The following is a 19,675-nucleotide window of genomic DNA, read 5'->3' as shown; positions in this document are numbered from 1 at the left end:
GCCGTGCTATTACCACCATGTACACGACGGAAAAGCCGTGCTTTCAGACTTTCATCAAGAAGATAACCCAAACTCATCAATGAGCATTTGTGAATGATCTGAGGGGCTCGCCAGCGCCTGTTTTAACGCAAATGTTACTTCGGCGTTGTTTTTCGTGAATACCGTCGTACCTCACTGGGCAAACGACAGAAAAACAATTCTATTCCAGCGGGAAAAACAGGCAAAAGCACAGCGAAAAAACGCATAAAAATACCTATAATTTGGTTAATTTGCCGATGTTTTGCGGCAAATTTCCTCCCCTATACTACGTTCATTTTCAGTTCTTCGCCTGCCTGTACATAATCATGTTTTAATGACACCACACAGTATGCAAAACAATGTAACCATTTAATAATTATCACATTACCTCATTTTTATTCATTCAATTATTGAATCAAATGAGCGCTCAGTAAGTCTATTTTTGTTGAAATGAAAGTCATAGAATCCTGGCAACACGCAATTCAGCGCCACGTTTTATATCGATGGCAGATAACCGTGTATGACGTCTGTATTCGGTTACCATCTATCCGCAGGAGGAATTATGTCAGGCCAGTCTTCAACTCCAGTCGTAACATCCGTAAAAGTCATCCCGGTTGCCGGGCATGACAGCATGTTGATGAACCTGAGCGGCGCGCATGCGCCGTTCTTCACCCGTAACATCGTTATCATCACCGACAATGCCGGCAACACTGGCGTCGGCGAAGTCCCCGGTGGCGAAAAAATCCGCCAGACCCTGGAAGACGCCGCCCCGCTGATTGTCGGCAAAACCCTCGGCGCCTACAAAAATGTCCTCAACGGGGTGCGCAGCGCCTTTGCTGACCGCGACGCTGCGGGCCGTGGCCTGCAGACCTTTGACCTGCGCACCACCATCCACGTGGTCACCGCCATTGAATCCGCCATGCTCGACCTGCTGGGTAAACACCTGGGCGTGAACGTCGCTTCCCTGCTCGGTGACGGCCAGCAGCGCAGCGAAGTGGAAATGCTCGGCTACCTGTTCTTTGTGGGTAACCGCAAAGCCACCCCGCTGCCGTACCAGAGCCAGCCGGACGACAAATGCGACTGGTATCGCCTGCGTCATGACGAGGCGATGACCCCGGATGCCGTGGTGCGCCTGGCCGAAGCCGCGTATGAAAAATACGGCTTTAACGACTTCAAACTCAAAGGCGGCGTGCTGGCCGGTGAAGAGGAAGCGGAATCCATTGTCGCCCTGGCGAAGCGCTTCCCGCAGGCCCGTGTCACCCTCGACCCGAACGGCGCATGGTCCCTGAACGAAGCCATCAGTATCGGTAAGTACCTGAAAGGTTCGCTGGCCTACGCGGAAGACCCGTGCGGCGCTGAGCAGGGCTTCTCCGGGCGTGAAGTGATGGCGGAGTTCCGTCGCGCCACCGGCCTGCCGACGGCGACCAATATGATTGCCACCGACTGGCGTCAGATGGGGCACACGCTGTCCCTGCAGTCGGTGGATATCCCGCTGGCGGACCCGCACTTCTGGACCATGCAGGGTTCCGTGCGTGTGGCGCAGATGTGCCACGAGTTCGGCCTGACCTGGGGTTCCCACTCCAACAACCACTTCGACATCTCGCTGGCGATGTTCACCCACGTGGCAGCCGCCGCGCCGGGCAAAATCACCGCTATCGATACCCACTGGATCTGGCAGGAAGGCAATCAGCGTCTGACCAGAGAGCCGTTTGAAATCAAGGGCGGGATGGTGCAGGTGCCGACGACGCCGGGGCTGGGCGTGGAGCTGGATATGGAGCAGGTGATGAAGGCGCACGAGCTGTATCAGAAACACGGTCTGGGCGCGCGCGACGATGCCATGGGGATGCAGTACCTTATCCCCGGCTGGACGTTCGACAACAAACGTCCGTGCATGGTGCGTTAACCCATAATACGTTCTACAAAGCCCGCAGGCGCAAACCTGCGGGCTGTTTTTACAGCATGTTGATGACAAAGAAACCCAGAGCAGTCATCAGCAATGAGCCAAACACATGCACCATCACCGACGTGATGGCCCAGAGATAATTGCCCACCTGTAGCTGCGAAAAAATTTCCAGCGAAAACGTCGAGAAGGTGGTCATTCCTCCGCAAAGCCCGGTGGTAATCAGTAATCGCCAGCAAGGATCCAGATGCGGCTGTCGTGTGAAGAACGCCAGCGCCCCGCCAATAATAAACCCGCCTATCAGGTTCACCAGCAACGTGCCAGTCGGTAGATGAGGGAAGAGTACATTCAGGCGCACAGAGAGCAGCCAGCGAATTACGCATCCTGCGGAACCACCGACAATCACGGCAATGAGAGATTTCAGCATGTTTTCCTCAACAAAATTAATAATGTCAGAGGCATGCAGAAGGGAAAAGACAAGCGCCCGACATGCCTCCATTGAAAGAGTCATACCAGGCGTCATCAGCTTCACAGGGAAGCGGTTGGGTAAGGTGGAACGCCATCACCTTGCTGATCATTTTTCAACTTTTTTTGGCGGGAGGCAAGAATAAGACATTCATAACATGGATGTATCAACATTAACGTAGCGACCCGACATCTTTGCCTTATGCGATCTTAGCCCAACGCAACGTTTTCTTTTTGCAACGATAAAACCAAACATAGCCAGTGCAATAAAACATAGCCAATACTATATATAATTGATTTATAAGATATTTTTTGATTTTCACGCATTTCCATGGCAGCATGGACATTATTGAGATTTGACACATTTGACCCGCTCACACTGGCGGGTATTTAAAGGTACGCACATGAGCTTCTACGCACTCCTCATTCTGGCATTTGGGATGTCTATGGATTCCTTCGCTGCATCGATCGGTAAGGGGGCGGCACTTTATCGCCCGCCGCTGAAAGAAGCGCTACGCACTGGCATCATCTTTGGCGTGGTTGAAGCCATCACCCCGGTGATTGGCTGGGGGATTGGCCTGGCCGCCAGCCAGTACGTTATGCGCTGGGATCACTGGATTGCCTTTACCCTGCTGATGCTGCTCGGCACACGAATGATGTTTGAGGGAATGAAAAAAGATGGGCTGGAACCGCTCAATGCGCCCAGACGGCACGGTTTCTGGCTGCTGATCACCACCGCAATCGCCACCAGCCTGGATGCAATGGCCGTTGGCGTGGGCCTCGCGTTCCTGGATGTAAATATTGTCACCACCGCCCTGCTAATCGGCATTGCGACCACCATTATGGCCACGACGGGGATGCTACTCGGCCGCTTCCTGGGTGCCGCGATTGGCAAGTGGGCCGAAGTGATGGGCGGCGTCGTGCTGATCGGTATTGGCTGTTCTATTTTATTGGAACACCTGGCATTATTTGCCTGATTTTTCTTTTGCTGACCAGGGGTGGCTGTTAGTCAGCCTGAGGCAGACCGGATCTCAATGGGCACGCTGGTCTTAAGCGCACTGGCGATTATCGTCCATCACAACCGGGCGCTCAGTGGCTCATTCGTTACGTTGATTTCGACAGATAAATGCCAGTATTGGCCGTACGTTTAAAAACCCCGCCTTACCTGGCGGGGCCGGATTGCAGTCGTTAGCGGAATACGGAAATGGCTTCTGCCAGACGCGTCACCTGACTATTCAACCGATCTGACGCTTCTGCGCCTTCCTGAACACGGTCGGCATTTTGGTGAGTGAGTTTATCGAGCTCTTCTACCGCCAGACTCATTTGACTTATTGCCGATGCCTGCTCAGCCGTCGCCTGACTGATATGCTCAATCAACTGGGTTACATGTTTCACCTTACCGACAATCTCCTGCATCGCTTTCCCGGCATTATCGGCTAACTGACTGCCGGAGCGGACCTGCGTCACGCTGGACTCTATCAGCGCTTTAATTTCGCTGGCTGCGCTGGCGCTACGCTGGGCAAGGGTACGAACTTCACCGGCTACCACGGCAAAACCTTTCCCCTGTTCGCCCGCTCGTGCGGCTTCTACCGCGGCATTCAGTGCGAGAATATTGGTCTGAAAGGCAATGCTGTCAATGATGCTGGTAATACTGGCGATTTGATCGGAGCTGGAACCAATATTGCTCATCATCTGTATCATGCCGCTCATCACTTTGCCGCCCTGCTCAGCCGCTTCACGCGCGCCCTGAGATAAGGCACTGGCTTCGGCAGCGGTGAGGGTATTACTTTTTACGGTGGCCGCCAGCTCATTCATTGTCGCGGCTGTTTGCTGCACATTCGCCGCCGCCTGATCCGTCTGACGGCTCAGGCTATCGTTTCCTTTACATAACGCATCTGCGGCGTTAAGTACGTTCACAGCCTGACTACTGACATCATTAATTAGCCATCGGAACATCAACCCGAGCTGGCCGATTGCCCGCAGGGTGACGCCGACTTCGTCAATGCGTGTCGGTTGTTCCACCTGCTGCGTTTCCCCGGTTGCCACCTGCAGGGCTTGATGACACAGGCGCTCAACGGGACGCACAATTTGCATTTCCAGCCATGTCATCAACGCTAAAAACAGGACTGCCATCCCCCCCGTAAACATGCCCATCTGCCCGGACGTCAGTTGACATAGCGCCCCGACGAGAATGCTCAACAAAAAGGTTGTTATTAACGCTGATCGTAATCGCCAGCGTAATGGCATCGTGACAAACCACGTACGCCAGCGCATAAACCCTTTACGTATAATCAACCCTTTGAAAAGGCGTTTGCCGTTTGCACTCCCCTCACGAAATTGCTGATACAGCGCTTCTGCCTTTACGACCTCATCGTTATCAGGTTTAGTGCGTACCGACATATACCCCTTCACATCACCTTTGCGGATGATCGGGATTGCGTTGGCGCGAACCCAATAATGATCGCCATTTTTGCAACGGTTTTTTACCAGGCCGCTCCACGGCTCCCCCTGTTTAAGGGTAAACCACATATCTGAGAATGCGTGCGGCGGCATATCCGGATGACGAACCAGATTATGCGGTTGCCCCTCAAGTTCACTGAGCGAAAAACCAGACACCTCAATAAAAGCATCATTAGCGTAATTAATATAACTCTCAGGATCTGTGGTAGACATTAACGTCGCATCGTTATCAAAAATGCGTTCTTGCTGTGTTACAGGGTGATTCTCACGCATAGAATGTATTCCCCATAAAGCTTAAGAGAGTTTAATTTATATTAAAGGCCTGTCGTTATGTTGGAAGAAACAAGATAAACGCAATGAAATTATGCTATTGAAATAAAAAAACCGTTTACCTCAGCATAGTTCATAAACGGATTTTATCATCATCAAACGCCACTTCTATAATCTACGACAATTATTTCTGCTTAAAAAAACTAAGCTTGCTTATCATTCTCTTCGACAGTGAACGCTATGGATAAGACATAAATAAAATAAAACCAAACCTTAAAGCAAATTAATAACGGTATTTTAAATGGATATTTCAGGGGCGCTGAATTGTATTTCAAATACACTTCAATTAATGGTGAGTTATTTGGGTTAAGTAAGCGGGGCTACTGCCCCTTACTTATAAGACAGGCAGCAAGATAAGCTATTTGTTTCCGGCATACTCTTCCTCAGAGAATTCTCTATTTGCTTGATTTATAATAGCTTTGGCCATCCATTGTACGTTATCAATGACTTCCTGATTGTCCATACCCCAGATATCCTTCATCACCAGAAAGACTTCTGAACCGTACAATAACGAAAAAGCAGCAATGACCTTGCGATACATCTCAGGCGAATATTTTTCCTTCACCGGTTCCATCACCCGAGCAAGCGTCGCTTTACGATTACCACGGACCAGCTTTTTTTCCATTTTATCCGGAGAGTGCCGCTCAAGCGCCCATTGCTGCAACGAGACAAGCAGTGCTGCACGCAGGGCACCCTCATGACGAAACATTTCCGGGAACGCGAAATCAAACAACTCGGCGATACGTTCGCCGACTTTATCATCGCTTTTCGGTTTCCATTCCCGAATAGTTTCCAGACTCGCGCCAACGGCAGCGGCAATTAAATCGCTTTGAGTCGGGAAGTAACGGTAAGCCGTCGCCCGTGAAACACCCGCTTCTGTGGCTAACCGTGAAATGGAGGGGATCTCCCCTTGCTCAAACAAAACTAACGCCTTATTCATTAGCAAATCATACGTTTTCTTGCGCGTTACAGATGGCTCCAAAGCTTACTCTCCATACGTCCAGACTTTCCCAATTTCACTCGTTGTAACACAAACATAGCAAATCAACATTCGCCTATCCAGGTGACGCAAAATAACAAATCACGCTCGACCAGGAAATTAATTACCTTATAAAACATACTGTTAATTTTAACATCAAAAAATATTTGAGACAATCGTCTCATTTATGCTAGCTTTTTTGAGACGCCAGTCTCAATCGCTGCTACATTTTTTGAGACGGCAGTCTCAATCGTTGTCGCAACAAATGCATTTCACTCTTCCGACTTTGAAATACTCGTTACAAAAGTGAGTTTAGTTAAGGAGAACACGTGAGCAAAGACAATGGCTACATATACGTCGTAACAACTCTTGACACGAAAAGCACGGAAGCTTTTTACGTTAAGTCGTTAATAAAAAAAACGGGTGCCGATGCGCTCATCGTTGACCTGACGACAGTCGCTGATCATTCCGCAAGGGGTGCGGATATTACAGCAGCAACCGTAGCCCGCTTTCATCCTGAGGGAGAAAGTGCTGTCTTTTGTGGTGACAGGGGAAAAGCCATCACCGCAATGTCTCTCGCCTTTGAATTATTCTTAACAAGCCGTGAAGATGTGCTGGGCATTATCGGCTTAGGGGGATCGGGCAATACCGCATTAATTACGCCAGCCATGCAAGCCCTGCCGATTGGTATTCCGAAATTGATGGTTTCAACAATGGCCTCCGGAGACGTCTCCGGCTATATCGGCGCCAGCGATATCGCCATCATGAACTCCGTCACTGATATTTCAGGCTTAAACCGAATTTCCCGCAAAGTATTAAAAAGTGCAGCAAATCAGATTGCCGGCGCTGTGGTGTTCTCTCAGGACGACAGCGAAGCCGTTACGGATAAACCCGCGATTGGCCTCACTATGTTCGGCGTCACTACGCCCTGCGTACAGCAATTAACACAAAAATTAGAAAACGATTATGACTGTCTGGTTTTCCATGCCACCGGTAGCGGGGGTAAGGCCATGGAAAAACTGGCAGATAACCATTTATTACACAGCGTACTCGATATCAGTACCACCGAAGTATGCGACTACTTATTTGGCGGCGTTCTGGCCTGTAGTGATGACCGCTTCGGCGCGATCGCCCGCTCTAAAATCCCGTATATAGGTTCTTGCGGGGCACTTGATATGGTTAATTTTGGGTCCCGACCTTCGGTACCCGAGCACTATCGGGGTCGTCGGCTTTATCAGCACAACCCACAAGTAACATTGATGCGCACAACACCAGAGGAAAACGGCAAGATGGGGACATGGATTGCCGAGCGTTTAAATCGATGTGAGGGAGAAGTCAGGTTTGCTATCCCCATGGGCGGTTTTTCTGCCCTGGACAATATTGGTGGGGATTTCTGGGATCCAGAAGCAGATCAGGCTTTTCTCGATGCGTTTAAGGCAACATTTATCGAAACGCCGCACCGTAAACTGATCGTCAGCCCACATCACATCAATTCTGCCGAATTTAATCAGCTACTTATAAATTTACACAAAGAATTAATTCACTAAATACGGAATTAAAGCCATGAAACATACGCGTGAAGGATTATTGCAAAAATTTCATCAGATGATTGCCCGGGGGGAACCCATCATCGGCGGCGGAGCGGGCACAGGTTTGTCGGCAAAATGCGAAGAAGCTGGCGGTATCGATCTGATTGTTATCTATAACTCAGGTCGCTATCGCATGGCGGGCCGAGGTTCATTAGCTGGTCTGCTGGCTTACGGCAACGCTAATGAAATCGTTATGGATATGGCAAAAGAAGTGCTGCCAGTCACCAAAAAAACACCGGTTCTCGCGGGCGTCAACGGGACTGACCCTTTCTGTCAGTTTGATAAGTTTCTGGATGATATTAAAGCGATTGGCTTTGCTGGCGTTCAGAACTTCCCAACCGTGGGGCTGATTGACGGGAATTTCCGGGCCAACCTCGAAGAGACCGGGATGGGCTATGCGTTAGAAGTGGATATGATTCGTCTGGCGCATGAAAAAGGCCTTTTCACAACACCGTATGTCTTTAGCCGCGAAGATGCCATTGCGATGACCAAAGCCGGAGCAGACATTATTGTTCCGCATATGGGATTAACCACCGGCGGGAATATCGGCGCGGAAACTGCTCTCACCCTGAAAGACTGCGTGCCATTAATTAATGACTGGGCGAAAGCGGCAAAAGCAGTGCGCCCGGATGTGATCGTCCTGTGCCATGGTGGCCCTATTGCAACACCGGAAGATGCGAAATTCATTTTAGAGAACTGTCCTGAATGTAACGGCTTCTACGGCGCGAGCTCCATGGAGCGACTGCCGACTGAAATAGCATTAACTGAGACCACAAGGCAATTTAAAGCAATAAGAAACTGATCGGGAGTACGTGTAGCCTGAAAATCGATCCACCTTTTACCGGGGTTTGTATATGCACCCCGGTTTTTTATTACCTGTTACTTTCCGCTGTCATGCATCACGCTAAATTCAGTTGACCACGTTTTTACCGCACCAGCGCCAACAGCGCAACGATTCCCACCAGTGACAACGCGCTCGCCAGAATAAAGGCCGAGTGATAACCGCCGCCGTACTGAATCAACAGCCCGGTAACAGCCGGAGACATAATCCCCGCCAGGTTCGCCAGCAGATGCACAAACCCGCCCGTTGTACCGATACGGTCAGCCGGAACGATATCCTGCAATAACGACCAGCATGCCTGCGGCGTCATGTAGGCAAAAATCGTCGCCAGCGTAATGCAGGAAACGGCACCAGTCAGGCTTTGCGTATAGGCAGTCGCCAGTACGCTCACCCCGGCAATTGCCAGACCGACAAAAATCACCAGTTTGCGCGATAACAGGAAATTGCCCGTTTTACGGTACAGCACGTCACAGACCGAACCACCGCCCATAAAGCCGACGGTCGCCCCCAGCCACGGCAAAATACCGATAATACTCATGCTCTTAATATCCAGATGCTGGAAATCCGTCAGATAGCTCGGCAGCCAGGAAAGGAAAAAGAACTGGATATAGTTGAAGCAGAAAAATGCCGCGGCCACCCCGAGTACAGAAGGAGAAAGGATGTAGTGCCAGAACGTATGCTGTGATTGCGATGCCGCGTCGTCATTCTGCTGACTCGCAGGCCGTTCAGCACTGATATACCGCGCTTCTTCTTTGCTGACACTCGGGTGCTGTTCAGGTTTATCACGAAACAACAGCGACCAGGCGGCAACCCAGATAAGACCTAACAGGACGATGACGATAAACGCGATGCGCCAGCCAAAAGCCAGCCCGACCAGGCCGACAACCGGTGCGGCAATCGCCGCCCCTAGTGGCTGCCCTGCATTGGTAAAACCAACCGCACGGCCAATCTCTTTTTTCGGAAACCAGTTGGCGATCGATTTATTGGTGGTGGTCCCCATCGGTCCTTCACCAATACCAAACAGCACGCGCACCACCACCAGTTGCCAGAACCCGGTCACCAATGCCGTCGCACCGCAAAAGACGGACCAGATTGTCGCCGCCCATGCATACACTTTACGCGGGCCAAACTTATCCGCCCCCCAGCCACCGATAAAGCAGAACGCACAGTAACCGACGAAGAAGAAGCTAAATAAAAAACCCAGTTGCGCATCGTTAATATGCAGGTCACTCTTCACCAGCGGTGCCATAACCGACAGCGCAGCACGATCCATATAGTTGAGCATCCCGGCGCAAAAGAGCAGCAGCGCGACGATCAAACGATAGCGATTTTTAAGCATGACGTTCTCCTTTTGCGGATGAGCAAATGGCGCTGGCAAGCAGGTGCGCGGCAATAACGGATTCATCCGGCTCAAACCCTAAACCGGGTTTATCGGACAAGGTCATTTCCGGGTGGTAGTTGAGGAAATCATGTAACGGCGGCATCCACTGGATATACGGCACCTCGAGGCGGATATTGTCCGGCAGCATCGCCACCAGATGCGCGGTTGCCAGCATACCTGCGCCGTAATAAAAGCAGTGCGGAACCACTTTGACACCGTGCGTCTGCGCCAGCTCAATCACGCGCAGCATGGCGGTAATGCCCCCTACTTTGCTGACGCTTGGCTGGAGAATATCCACCGCGCGCTGCAGTATGAGGTTAAAAAAATCCCCGTCTCCAGCAGCATTTTCCCCGGCGGAAAGCGGCACGCCTGCCTCGCGGACTTTCGCCAGCCCGCAAACATCTTCCGGTGGCCATACGGGCTCTTCGAGCCATTGCAGGTTCAGCGGTTTCAGGCGTTGCGCATGGGCAAACGCCTCTTGTGGCGTCCAGGGGCAGTTCACATCCACCATCAGTTCACCGCGATCGCCGAGGACGTCACGCGCGGCAGCGATGGCTTCCCACGTCGTTTCATGCAACTTGATCTCGCGATAGCCGAGTTCAAACACCTCCCGCACTTTGCTCGCTACGGCCTGCGGGTCGTTGTCATAGCTGACCAGGCTAGGGTAGAGACCGATAAGGTTACGGCTCGCACCGAGCATTTTCCACAGTGGTAGCTGCTGCTGTTTACCCAGCAAATCCCACAGGGCGATATCCACCGCGGAGAGCGCGTAGCGCACGGGGCCAGTACGCCCGAAGCCATGGAGCGCGACTTCCGCCTCCTGCATGATATTTGCGATATCGTCAGTTGTGCTGAATGTCCGACCAACAAAGAAGGGGGCGACGAGATTTTCCAGTGCTGGAAAGGTCACAGGATTACTGAGATGGCCAAAGGCTTCCCCCCAACCATATAATCCGTTGTCGGCATGGACCTTAATTAACAGGGTTTCCATCTTACTCAACAGGGGCGACGCCGCATTATAATCCTGCTGCGCATTTTCTTTTTTTTGCCTTCCCGATTCAAACGGGATAGCTATTCTTATCACTTCTATTTTTTGTATTTTCATTGTATTGGCATCAGATAATTGGAATGGCAATTTTATTATTGCGCATGCCTCAGACCTGTGTTTTGTGCATCAATACATATATAGAGCGAGCAAGTATCGTTTATTTGTGACAGTGAACAGGCGAATGCAGAGTCAATCACATTCCAGATAGATTATGTCGATATTAAATTATCTATCATTGTTAACGTGATCGCCATCACAGCCAGTAATCAATTGAAATATATAAAAATATAATGAAATACTAGATCCACTAAACACCCTTCGTCATAAACAAAAAAAAGACAAATAAGCATTTAGTAGCGATTAATATCGCGAAGTCTATTGTTATTAGGATATGAGACGAGGCCATTTTAACATAGTAACACCCCATGGTAATTACATGTGCTTATTCAAATTGAACGGTATGATGGGATGACATTAAAGATTTAAGGGATATCGTAGCTCAGATATCCCTGCTTTTTCGCCTGTCAGGAAGCGTGTGGCGTCAGAGGCTGAATCTCTTTACTGTTAACCCAACCGCATATCATTTTCCCTGCTCCACTAAAAAACTCAATTTGCGTCCAGCCCGCTTGCGTCTGTAAAACACCCACAACATCGTCCTTGACGATCCATGCTTTACGTCGGGTACTGATATCTGCAGTTGAGCTCAGATAAACACGTTCAGCATTCGCCTGTGCCAGAGTTTGCCAGTGTGTCTCTTATGTTGTTTCCAGTTCAAGGCCCGTATTAATTTCAGGCATTAACACATTAATGCACCTGGCATGCGTTTGACCGTCAGGAATCGTCAGTTTTACACCGTCCGCGCTGGCGCTAATTTGGCCTGGCAATACCGATGAGGACCATGAGGTAACGCATTTGTTTCCTGTGCTGAAACCTGCCCTGATAAAGAAAATGAACAGGTGCGTTTCACGCCATCCTCAGCAGATTCGGCATAATAGCCGGTAATATGACCCGCAGGAGATATAGCTAATATTAAACCTTCATACACTCCCGAATGGAGACTGCTGGCACAAGAAGAAAAAGCTGACATCAATACCGAAAAGGCTAAGGTCGTTCGGATTACTCGATTATTTATCACTGTTCCTTCTCCAGGCTTTCATATACTCTACGGATTTTAACATCGTAATCGCCGAAATCACTTCCATTATAGTTGAATGCCATATTATAAAAATCTTTATTCACCATTGCCGATAACAAGGCACTATTTTTATTACACACATGGAGAAAGGCGTTTAACTATTTACCTACATTTGATTTCATATCTTTCAAAAAGGAATCAAGATATTTGTAGCCACATAACTCATAATTAAAGCCCATAACCTGAAACATTCCCCTGGAACATGCTTTTATGGTGGCCTCTGCATCTAGCGAATACGCTTTTGCAAGCGTATCCCATGCAGAAGCCTGATCCTTGTTGTTTTTTTGTCATTCTGCGCCTGCTTTTTTATGTCTTTATACGACAAAAAAGGATGTGCTTAATCGTACTCTTCTGGTTCAATAACTCCATCAGGATGTTGAAACCGTAAATATATAGACTGGAACGGGTTTATCGTTCTGATTAATGCACGAGAGATGATACCGTCCTGCGGTATTTCATACTGAATAACGGGCTTGATTATATTAATAAGGTATTGAACGATCATTACGTCACGCTGAAAATTCCCAGCCTTCCCAGGTATTCCAACTGCACTTTTCATTAATGGTTACAAACGGCTACGCGCATTACCCATGTCTGAACAGTCCAGAAGTAGGAAATTATTACCACCAGGAACTACTGAGGCGCTAGATATCCAAAACTTACCAGCAGACCGCAAAACACGTCATAACGTAGAGAGATTCAAGGTGTAACTGTGATGGAGTAAAGCTGAAAAGGCAAGATTATGGAGCGGGTGAAGGGAGTAGAACAAGAACAGTAATCCAATGATAATAAAAATAAAATATCAGTTATAACTTTCAAAATACCCCCTTACATACCCCCAAACCTCTTTTCTTCATAAAATCATTAAGTTAGAAAAATACTGTTGAGCTACAACAATACGTTTCAGGAACGTAAACTTGCAGTCTGGAATTCATTTTAATCATTACCAATCAAATGTCTCCAGACCGGGGAGTGTATAAGTAGCCGCATCCAGATGTATGGTCGTAATCGAATATTGTCGTGTCATTGTACTGACTAATCGACGACAGGATTTCGACAGCCCCAATTTTTTGAGGCACAACAATGGATGCCACCAGGCACTGAGCCGAAGTAAATATCCTGTCCCCGTGAAATATATCCACTCCGCATCACCATATTCTGCCATGTCATGTGAGAGCTGATACAGGCATTCGTTGTCCTGATCCGTTATGTGAGCAGTACTGAACTGTATGCCGTTAAAAATAAAGTGTAATGGGAATGCTGGAGTCATTAGCTTCATCATCTTTCCTCCTTTATGCCTGGTTTTGCATAAATCGCTTTTAACCCGGTAGCGTACCTTGCATGCAATACTGATCCTACCCGCGTAATGTGGACATGGCCCTAAGCGAGGTTCTGGTTTTCAAACTGTTCAGGACTGAGACCGCCACAGGTACTGTGGCGTCTCCAGCGATTGTAGTCACACTCGATATAATTAAACACCGTCGTCCGCATTATTTCCCGACTGACAAAGCGTTCTCCATGGATACATTCCACCTTCAGCGAGTGGAAGAAGCTTTCCGCACAGGCATTATCATAGCAGCACCCTTTCGCGCTCATACTGCCCCGCAGATTATGCCGTTTCAGCAGTCCCTGATAATCCGCTGAGCAGTACTGGCTGCCCCGGTCCGTGTGAACGATAACATTCTGTGGTCGCTTACGTCGCCATAGCGCCATCTGTAAGGCGTCGCACGCCAGTTGTGTTGTCATCCGCGATGACATTGACCAGCCGATAACAGCTCGTGACCACAGGTCGATGACCACCGCAAGATACAGCCAGCCTTCATCTGTACGTAAGTATGTGATGTCTCCGCACCACTTCTGGTTAGCGCCGCCGGCATAAAAATCCTGCTGCAGCAGGTTCTCTGACACCGGCAGGCCATGCTCACGGTAGCTGACAGGGCTGAACCACCGCGAGGCCTTTGCCCGCAGCCCCTGACGGCGCAGGCTGGCGGCAATGGTTTTAACGTTGTACTCCGGCAGTTCGTCAGCGAGACGGGGTGCACCATAAAGCTGTTTTGCCTCAGTGAATGCCTTACGGACAGCAGCATCACAGATGAACCGAAACTGCTGGCGCTGGCCGGGCTGATGGCGGCGCAGACGCCAGGCATACCATCCGCTGCGGGCAATACAGAGCACACGACACATGGCTTTGACACTGAACGTTGCCTGGTGTTTTTCGATGAAGACATACTTCATTTCAGGCGCTTCGCGAAGTATGTCGCGGCCTTTTGGAGGATGGCCAACTCCTCGTCCCGCTCCGCCAACTGGCGTTTCAGGCGCGCATTTTCAGCAGCCAGCTCACTTTCGCGATCTGATGAGGTCATTTGTTGCTGTTGTTTGCTGCGCCAGGCATAAAGCTGTGATTCATACAGACTGAGTTCCCGGGCAGCGGCAGCCACACCAATGCGCTCGGCGAGTTTAAGGGCTTCCTGACGAAATTCAGGCGTGTGCTGCTTACGGGGCTTTTTGCTGGTTAATGCTGGTTTTGTCATGAGTCACCTCTGATTGAGAGTTTACTCACTTAGTTGCGTGTCCACTATTGGTGGGTAAGATCAATACTTCCAGCGTCGTTAAAAAGGGCGACTGTTCCAGCCATGAGAAACCACGCCTGTCGATGCGTATTAACTCATTGCGTTCCACAAGAAAATTCAATGCATCCACCAGCGTTATCCCGGCTTCGATGTGTTCATTAATCACGCGGTCATCGTGAAATGGAGTATCAGTCAGGGTAAGCCCGTAATGCCTTTCCAGGAGATAGGTAAGTAAGATCTGCCACGTCTTCACGGGTGACATGCATGAGGAAGCCGACACCGTAGGAGGTGCTGTTTTGTATTCCATATTGAATCCTTAATGGCTTAATTTCAGGAGAAATAACGTGATGACAGGCCGTACATCATTCGGGCAACAACGAACTCGTTATTACTGGTTTCGAACCATGCCCAGATATCCGAAATAAGAGTACCTGCGGGGAAGTGGATAAAAGGTTCACTGATGATCAGTGCGCCCTCCTCTTCGGTAACAACGATGTTTCCCAGTTCCCTCCATAAGCTGTCCAGCCGTTCCATTGATACAGGCATTTCAGCCTCCTTTAAGCTGACGCTGGAGCCGGATAAATGGTGACGTAGACATAGCCGCAGTTTCCTCGCGTATCGGCCTCACAAACCAGACCTTCTCTTTTAAACCTGATACAGCGTGAATTATAAGGGTCCAGCTCGCCGCTTCGCAAAGCAGCCTCCATGAGATCGATAAATACAGGAAAACTACGGTCAAGCGCCCGTAGCTGCTCTGGAGCGAATTTCCCGTAAAGACCGGCACGGTCGCCCAAGTAATGCAGCAGATTCCTCTCCTGGACCAGGCGGGCACCAAAGCAGGGTGTGATGTCATGCCGCAGCACCCATTGCAGGGAAGTGGATGTGGTCATGACGTTTTCCTCAGATGATGAATGCTGTTCACTGCCCGGTCGGCTCAAATCAGGCCGTGTTCTGCAAAGGACAGAATGTCGCGGCGGCCCACAATGACGTGGTCCAGCACGCGGACGTCAACCAGCCCGAGTGCATGGATAAGACGTTGTGTGATGGTTTTGTCGGCAGCGCTCGGGTCGGTACAACCGGAAGGATGATTATGGGCCAGAATGACGGCAGCGGCATTGTGGTGCAGTGCACCCTTGACGATTTCCCGTGCGTGGACCGCAGTTTGGTTAATGGTGCCGAGAAAAACGGTTTCGCTTTCCAGCAGACGGTTCTGGTTATCGAGGTAAAACACCATAAAGACCTCGCGCTCAAGCCCGGCCATCCGCAGACGCAGCATATCCCGGACAGCATGGCTGGAGGTCAGCGGCTGACCGGACACCCGAAGGTGCCGGTCAAGTAATCGTATTGCACGTTCTATGATACGTAGTGAAGCGGATGGCATCCCCGTTGGGGTCATCATTGGTAATTCAGACATAGTGGTTTTCTCAGTCGATAAGGATCAGGATACCCTGAGATTCAGAGTGGGAGAGTACGTAGTCACGAAGGCGGTAGTAGTGCTCCGCCATATCACTGCCGGCAGTGATAAAGGACATATGGCTGTACATCATCAGGCAGGCAGTGATACCCGCCGCTTCGGCCCCCAGTGTGGCGCGGTTACCGTTCGACCTGTAGTACAGCGCATAACGCGCATTACCGTCCGGTGCCATAAACACACCGCCATTGCTGAGCGTATAAAAATGCCAGTAGCCTCCGTGATATTCATGGCACAGACGACTGAACCAGCTCAGGATATTGAGCTCCAGAAATAACCACTGCGGAACGGTTCCGAAGTGCAGCCGCCAGAAATCCTGGCGCTCATGTTCAGGGACCACAGCGGCACAAAGTGCAGAGGGTTCACGGCAGACTTTATCCGCCGGAAGGGAATACCCGGTTTTGTTCATGATGTTTCTCCGTAATGTATAAAAACTCAGTAGCTCAGACAGACGCAGGATGGGATGGCAGGGATGAGGAACAGCGGGGAAAGTGTGGCGGCTATGAACACAGTGACAGCATATTTTCTGCCATTACCCACAGTGCGCGATTAAGCTTCACATCGCCATCAATGCTTTTTACAGCACGGGTGTGCATGCGTCTGCCCTGCGTGTTTTTCCCGTACAGGCCACCTTTCACCAGGTTTTCCTGTATACGCTGGTAAGTGGTCCACAGGTCATGGTTTTCATCCTGCCAGCGGCGTGGTGACAGGATTTGGGCTTCGTTGACCGGCTGATGCTCCTCGCCGAACCGGTAGGTGATAGCGGCTTTCGCCAGTGCCTGCTGTGCGGGCGGCGGCAACAGCAGTGACTGCATTGCATCCCTCTTCTCTTCCACCCGCTCAAAAATCCCCAGTACTTTGTAAGCCCCTTCAATGACTTTATCCACCACATTACCTTTATGCGGCACACGGACTTCGCCAAAAGACTCACCGCAAATCAGTCCGTTCTGACACACTGCACGGAACAGCCCGGGCAGCATCTGGTAGCTGCTGGAGCCATCATGGCTGTTGAGCAGAATGATTTCCGGCACCTGTTTACCCGTAATCTGGCCTTCGCGGCGCAGACGCAACATGTGCTTCGTGTGCTCACGTTTGCTCTGGTCACGCACCCGGGTCTGACAGGCGAAGAACAGCTGAAAGCCTTCCCGCTGCAAATTATCCAGAAGGGTAATCGTCGGAATGTATGTATAACGGTCACTGCGGGACTCATGTTTTGCTTCACTGAACACACTGGGTATGTAGTACGTCAGTTCATCACGGGTCAGCGGGCGGTCACGGCGTACGAGATTCACCGCACCAAAGCAGCTCATATATTCACCTGAATGGTTATGAAATAAAAAGGAGAATAACGGGTATTCTCCGGTATGTTCATCAGGGTAATATATAAGCGTAAGTATTTTACTTGTTATTTATCTCGAAATATTTCTCTTCAATTAATTGAGAAATAACGTCAACCATTTTACAATTTGAATTCTTTGCTATAGCATGAAGCATTGATTTATGAGACTCTGTTATGTAAATGTTAATGGCTTTCATGTTAACCCTTGAGTCTCGAATTTTTTTCTGAAACCAGGCTCCTCTTGCTTTTAATAAAAAGTATTTAATCGAATCCTTCTTGCTGCGAGGATAACAATCCACCATCAACTGAAACCATAAGTAGATTTCCTCCGGGTCTTCGGAGTTCGAGTTAAATCTGACATGAAAAATGGTTTCTGGGGTAGCTCTTATTTATATAATCAAAAAACCAATGTATCTGACTGAGGTCTTTTTTATCCAGTCATGATAAAGAAATTTTATTATCAAGATAATCTTTACAGCGTAGCTTCAATTTTTCCATCTCGTCATTTCTTGATGGATTTAATGAGGACGATATTTTATCAAAAAGAATCTTTATCTCATCCACTCTTTCCTCATGGTTCATTGCACTGCATCTGTAGTCATTTCTCTCGCAGTGTGAATAATTATTCACACCAAAGTCGCCATCCCTTCTATATTCAGAAGAAGAACTGGGTATTTCATTGTCGCTCACATGGTAATTCTGCATTCTGACTTCTTCGGTCATTCGATTGATATAATCAAAAACTTCTCTCGAGATTATTATTTTTGAGTTTTTTTCTTTAATATCCATTATTTTTTGCGTCTTTTGTTTGTTCTTTCTTTTTCATCTAAAGCTGGATTTGTTTTCTGTGGGATAAACTCATTTTTATAGCCCTGATTAAAACAGTCACGTAAAAGATAGTATACTATCATTGTCATTCTTTTGTTTTTACTGAGCCAGTCAAAATAATTATCAGACAATACGGTGTATGCGCATGCGGATTGTAATCTTGCAAAAATATCATGATTGCATTTCCCGCCACTTATTTCAATCTGTTCTGACAAACACTTATTAAATAGTTTTTCAAAACCCATTGTGTTTCCAGATGAAAAGTCAGATATGCCATCTTTAGTTTTAATTTCGGATAGGTTAATACCAGCCCGGGCGGCATAAAACCCGGCCTCTCTCTCATTAGTAATTTTAATATAATAGTATTCCATTTTATATCTCACTAAGTAATTTTTACTAAAGAATTGGTCTTTTTTAGTAAAAGTCAAGTAAAAAAACAATCATTTTTTATTCATTTATTAGTGTAATGATATCTATCAAAATCTAATGCACATGCCTTTTTGCCCGATAAAACCGGGATTCAGCACCCAAAGGTATGTTGGTGAGCCAATCTTATGGTAGATAGTGGAGAAGTCCTGAGTACAAAGAGAGGGGCAGTATTGGTGGCTAACATCTCTGTAGATACTGAAGGCTGGGTTTAGAAAGATAATCCGACGGATAAAGAAATATCACGTGATAATTTTTTACGGCCATCACAATTCATGATGAACAGCTACCACTCTTCATTTATCCTGACAATCAAGGGTGTTTCCGAACTGTAATGCCTCGATGGACATCATCATGAACACCAGTACAACGACGTCTTTGTTTAACGACCAATTAGTCGACATGAAATTCATTACTGCCTTTACCGGTCTTACTGATAAATGGTTTTACAAATTGATCCAGGATGGTCTGTTTCCCAGGCCAATTAAACTGGGTCGCACTTCACGCTTGCTAAAGAGTGAAGTAGAAAACTGCTTAAAGGATCAAATCTCCCGTTCACGCGAGTAATGATTTAAACGAGTAACTTCAGCGTTAATAAACAGGTAAAGATACCAGTCATCACTACCTTCGGATTGAAGAAATAATCAGCGTACTCTGTCGGATTGGTAATGTTATTAACCCTTCCTCTTTTCCATTTATTCAAACAAAACAATCCAAATAACCACCAGGGTAATCATGAAAACCAATAGCCAGAAAATACCAACAGAGAGAAACCATACGCCCATCAATGCCAGTAAACTGACCAATAACTTCAAAATTATCCTCCCGTAAGGAA

Annotated in this window: 19 protein-coding genes, 2 pseudogenes and 1 riboswitch; of the genes and pseudogenes, 5 read left to right on the top strand and 16 right to left on the bottom strand. The window is 48.5% G+C overall.

Annotated features, from left to right (window positions below):
- Positions 1 to 580 precede the first annotated feature (580 nt).
- Positions 581 to 1,921, top strand: a complete 1,341-nt coding sequence (gene gudD, locus AB182_RS04095; protein ID WP_047369001.1) for a glucarate dehydratase — start codon at positions 581 to 583, stop codon at positions 1,919 to 1,921.
- Positions 1,922 to 1,970: 49 nt separating this feature from the next.
- Here gudD and crcB read toward each other — a convergent pair whose 3' ends face one another.
- Positions 1,971 to 2,345, bottom strand: a complete 375-nt coding sequence (crcB, locus tag AB182_RS04090; RefSeq protein WP_047373173.1) for a fluoride efflux transporter CrcB — start codon at positions 2,343 to 2,345, stop codon at positions 1,971 to 1,973.
- Positions 2,346 to 2,424: 79 nt separating this feature from the next.
- Positions 2,425 to 2,494: riboswitch (Fluoride riboswitch) on the bottom strand.
- Between the two features lie 293 nt (positions 2,495 to 2,787).
- On the opposite strand from crcB, the gene mntP reads away from it, so the two are divergent.
- The gene (gene mntP, locus AB182_RS04085; protein ID WP_047369000.1) at positions 2,788 to 3,360 is read left to right on the top strand and encodes a manganese efflux pump MntP; all 573 of its coding nucleotides are present in this window, start codon (positions 2,788 to 2,790) and stop codon (positions 3,358 to 3,360) included.
- A gap of 211 nt (positions 3,361 to 3,571) precedes the next feature.
- On the opposite strand, the gene AB182_RS04080 is transcribed toward mntP, so the two are convergent.
- Together AB182_RS04080 and AB182_RS04075 are read right to left on the bottom strand one after the other, a co-directional pair.
- Positions 3,572 to 5,116 carry a methyl-accepting chemotaxis protein gene (locus AB182_RS04080; RefSeq protein ID WP_047368999.1) on the bottom strand — a complete coding sequence of 515 codons (1,545 nt, stop codon included), beginning with the start codon at positions 5,114 to 5,116 and terminating at the stop codon, positions 3,572 to 3,574.
- Positions 5,117 to 5,531: 415 nt separating this feature from the next.
- Complete coding sequence (locus AB182_RS04075) at positions 5,532 to 6,113, bottom strand: TetR/AcrR family transcriptional regulator (RefSeq protein WP_082137006.1); 582 nt, start codon at positions 6,111 to 6,113, stop codon at positions 5,532 to 5,534.
- A gap of 368 nt (positions 6,114 to 6,481) precedes the next feature.
- On the opposite strand from AB182_RS04075, the gene AB182_RS04070 reads away from it, so the two are divergent.
- Together AB182_RS04070 and AB182_RS04065 are read left to right on the top strand one after the other, a co-directional pair.
- A complete protein-coding gene (locus AB182_RS04070; protein ID WP_047368997.1) occupies positions 6,482 to 7,699 on the top strand; it encodes a Tm-1-like ATP-binding domain-containing protein in 1,218 nt (405 codons plus the stop codon).
- A 16-nt stretch (positions 7,700 to 7,715) separates the two neighbouring features.
- Positions 7,716 to 8,543 carry a phosphoenolpyruvate hydrolase family protein gene (locus tag AB182_RS04065; RefSeq protein WP_047368996.1) on the top strand — a complete coding sequence of 276 codons (828 nt, stop codon included), beginning with the start codon at positions 7,716 to 7,718 and terminating at the stop codon, positions 8,541 to 8,543.
- Between the two features lie 124 nt (positions 8,544 to 8,667).
- On the opposite strand, the gene AB182_RS04060 is transcribed toward AB182_RS04065, so the two are convergent.
- The 13 genes and pseudogenes from AB182_RS04060 to AB182_RS03990 form a co-directional block, all read right to left on the bottom strand.
- The gene (locus tag AB182_RS04060; protein WP_047368995.1) at positions 8,668 to 9,921 is read right to left on the bottom strand and encodes an MFS transporter; all 1,254 of its coding nucleotides are present in this window, start codon (positions 9,919 to 9,921) and stop codon (positions 8,668 to 8,670) included.
- A complete protein-coding gene (locus AB182_RS04055) occupies positions 9,914 to 11,068 on the bottom strand; it encodes a mandelate racemase/muconate lactonizing enzyme family protein (protein WP_047368994.1) in 1,155 nt (384 codons plus the stop codon). Before AB182_RS04055 ends, AB182_RS04060 begins: the two co-directional genes overlap by 8 nt.
- A 1,074-nt stretch (positions 11,069 to 12,142) precedes the next feature.
- Positions 12,143 to 12,427: pseudogene (locus tag AB182_RS32910) on the bottom strand (N-acetylmuramidase domain-containing protein); the annotation flags it as partial.
- A 722-nt stretch (positions 12,428 to 13,149) separates the two neighbouring features.
- Positions 13,150 to 13,440, bottom strand: a pseudogene (locus AB182_RS04045) (DUF5983 family protein); the annotation flags it as partial.
- Positions 13,441 to 13,586: 146 nt separating this feature from the next.
- Positions 13,587 to 14,737 (bottom strand): IS3 family transposase gene (locus AB182_RS04040; RefSeq protein ID WP_120785350.1). Its coding sequence is split into 2 segments (ribosomal slippage): positions 13,587 to 14,479 and positions 14,479 to 14,737, totalling 1,152 coding nucleotides; the frame shifts between segments, so codons are not numbered across the junction.
- A 25-nt stretch (positions 14,738 to 14,762) separates the two neighbouring features.
- Positions 14,763 to 15,083 carry a TA system toxin CbtA family protein gene (locus AB182_RS04030; RefSeq protein ID WP_047368991.1) on the bottom strand — a complete coding sequence of 107 codons (321 nt, stop codon included), beginning with the start codon at positions 15,081 to 15,083 and terminating at the stop codon, positions 14,763 to 14,765.
- Between the two features lie 23 nt (positions 15,084 to 15,106).
- Positions 15,107 to 15,322 (bottom strand): hypothetical protein, encoded by a 216-nt coding sequence (locus tag AB182_RS04025; protein ID WP_047368990.1) that lies wholly within the window; start codon positions 15,320 to 15,322, stop codon positions 15,107 to 15,109.
- Between the two features lie 11 nt (positions 15,323 to 15,333).
- Positions 15,334 to 15,666: a type IV toxin-antitoxin system YeeU family antitoxin gene (locus tag AB182_RS04020; RefSeq protein WP_047368989.1), complete on the bottom strand. Its 333-nt coding sequence runs from the start codon at positions 15,664 to 15,666 to the stop codon at positions 15,334 to 15,336.
- A 44-nt stretch (positions 15,667 to 15,710) separates the two neighbouring features.
- On the bottom strand, positions 15,711 to 16,190 hold the full coding sequence (radC, locus tag AB182_RS04015; RefSeq protein ID WP_047368988.1) for a RadC family protein: 480 nt from the start codon (positions 16,188 to 16,190) through the stop codon (positions 15,711 to 15,713).
- A 10-nt stretch (positions 16,191 to 16,200) separates the two neighbouring features.
- Entirely contained in the window at positions 16,201 to 16,656 is a 456-nt protein-coding gene (locus tag AB182_RS04010; protein ID WP_047368987.1) for an antirestriction protein, read from the bottom strand.
- Positions 16,657 to 16,747: 91 nt separating this feature from the next.
- A complete protein-coding gene (locus AB182_RS04005) occupies positions 16,748 to 17,557 on the bottom strand; it encodes a DUF932 domain-containing protein (RefSeq protein WP_047368986.1) in 810 nt (269 codons plus the stop codon).
- A gap of 467 nt (positions 17,558 to 18,024) precedes the next feature.
- Positions 18,025 to 18,375, bottom strand: a complete 351-nt coding sequence (locus tag AB182_RS03995; RefSeq protein WP_047368984.1) for a hypothetical protein — start codon at positions 18,373 to 18,375, stop codon at positions 18,025 to 18,027.
- Positions 18,375 to 18,785, bottom strand: a complete 411-nt coding sequence (locus AB182_RS03990) for a hypothetical protein (RefSeq protein WP_139153686.1) — start codon at positions 18,783 to 18,785, stop codon at positions 18,375 to 18,377. Before AB182_RS03990 ends, AB182_RS03995 begins: the two co-directional genes overlap by 1 nt.
- Positions 18,786 to 19,194: 409 nt before the next feature.
- Between AB182_RS03990 and AB182_RS03985 the strand changes: the two genes are divergently transcribed.
- Positions 19,195 to 19,407, top strand: coding sequence for a helix-turn-helix transcriptional regulator (locus tag AB182_RS03985; RefSeq protein WP_047373171.1), 213 nt, complete (start codon positions 19,195 to 19,197; stop codon positions 19,405 to 19,407).
- Positions 19,408 to 19,675: the final 268 nt, after the last annotated feature.

The sequence above is a fragment of the Phytobacter ursingii genome (assembly GCF_001022135.1).
Classification (GTDB): Bacteria; Pseudomonadota; Gammaproteobacteria; order Enterobacterales; family Enterobacteriaceae; genus Phytobacter; species Phytobacter ursingii.
This window is presented reverse-complemented; position numbering and strand designations above follow the sequence as displayed.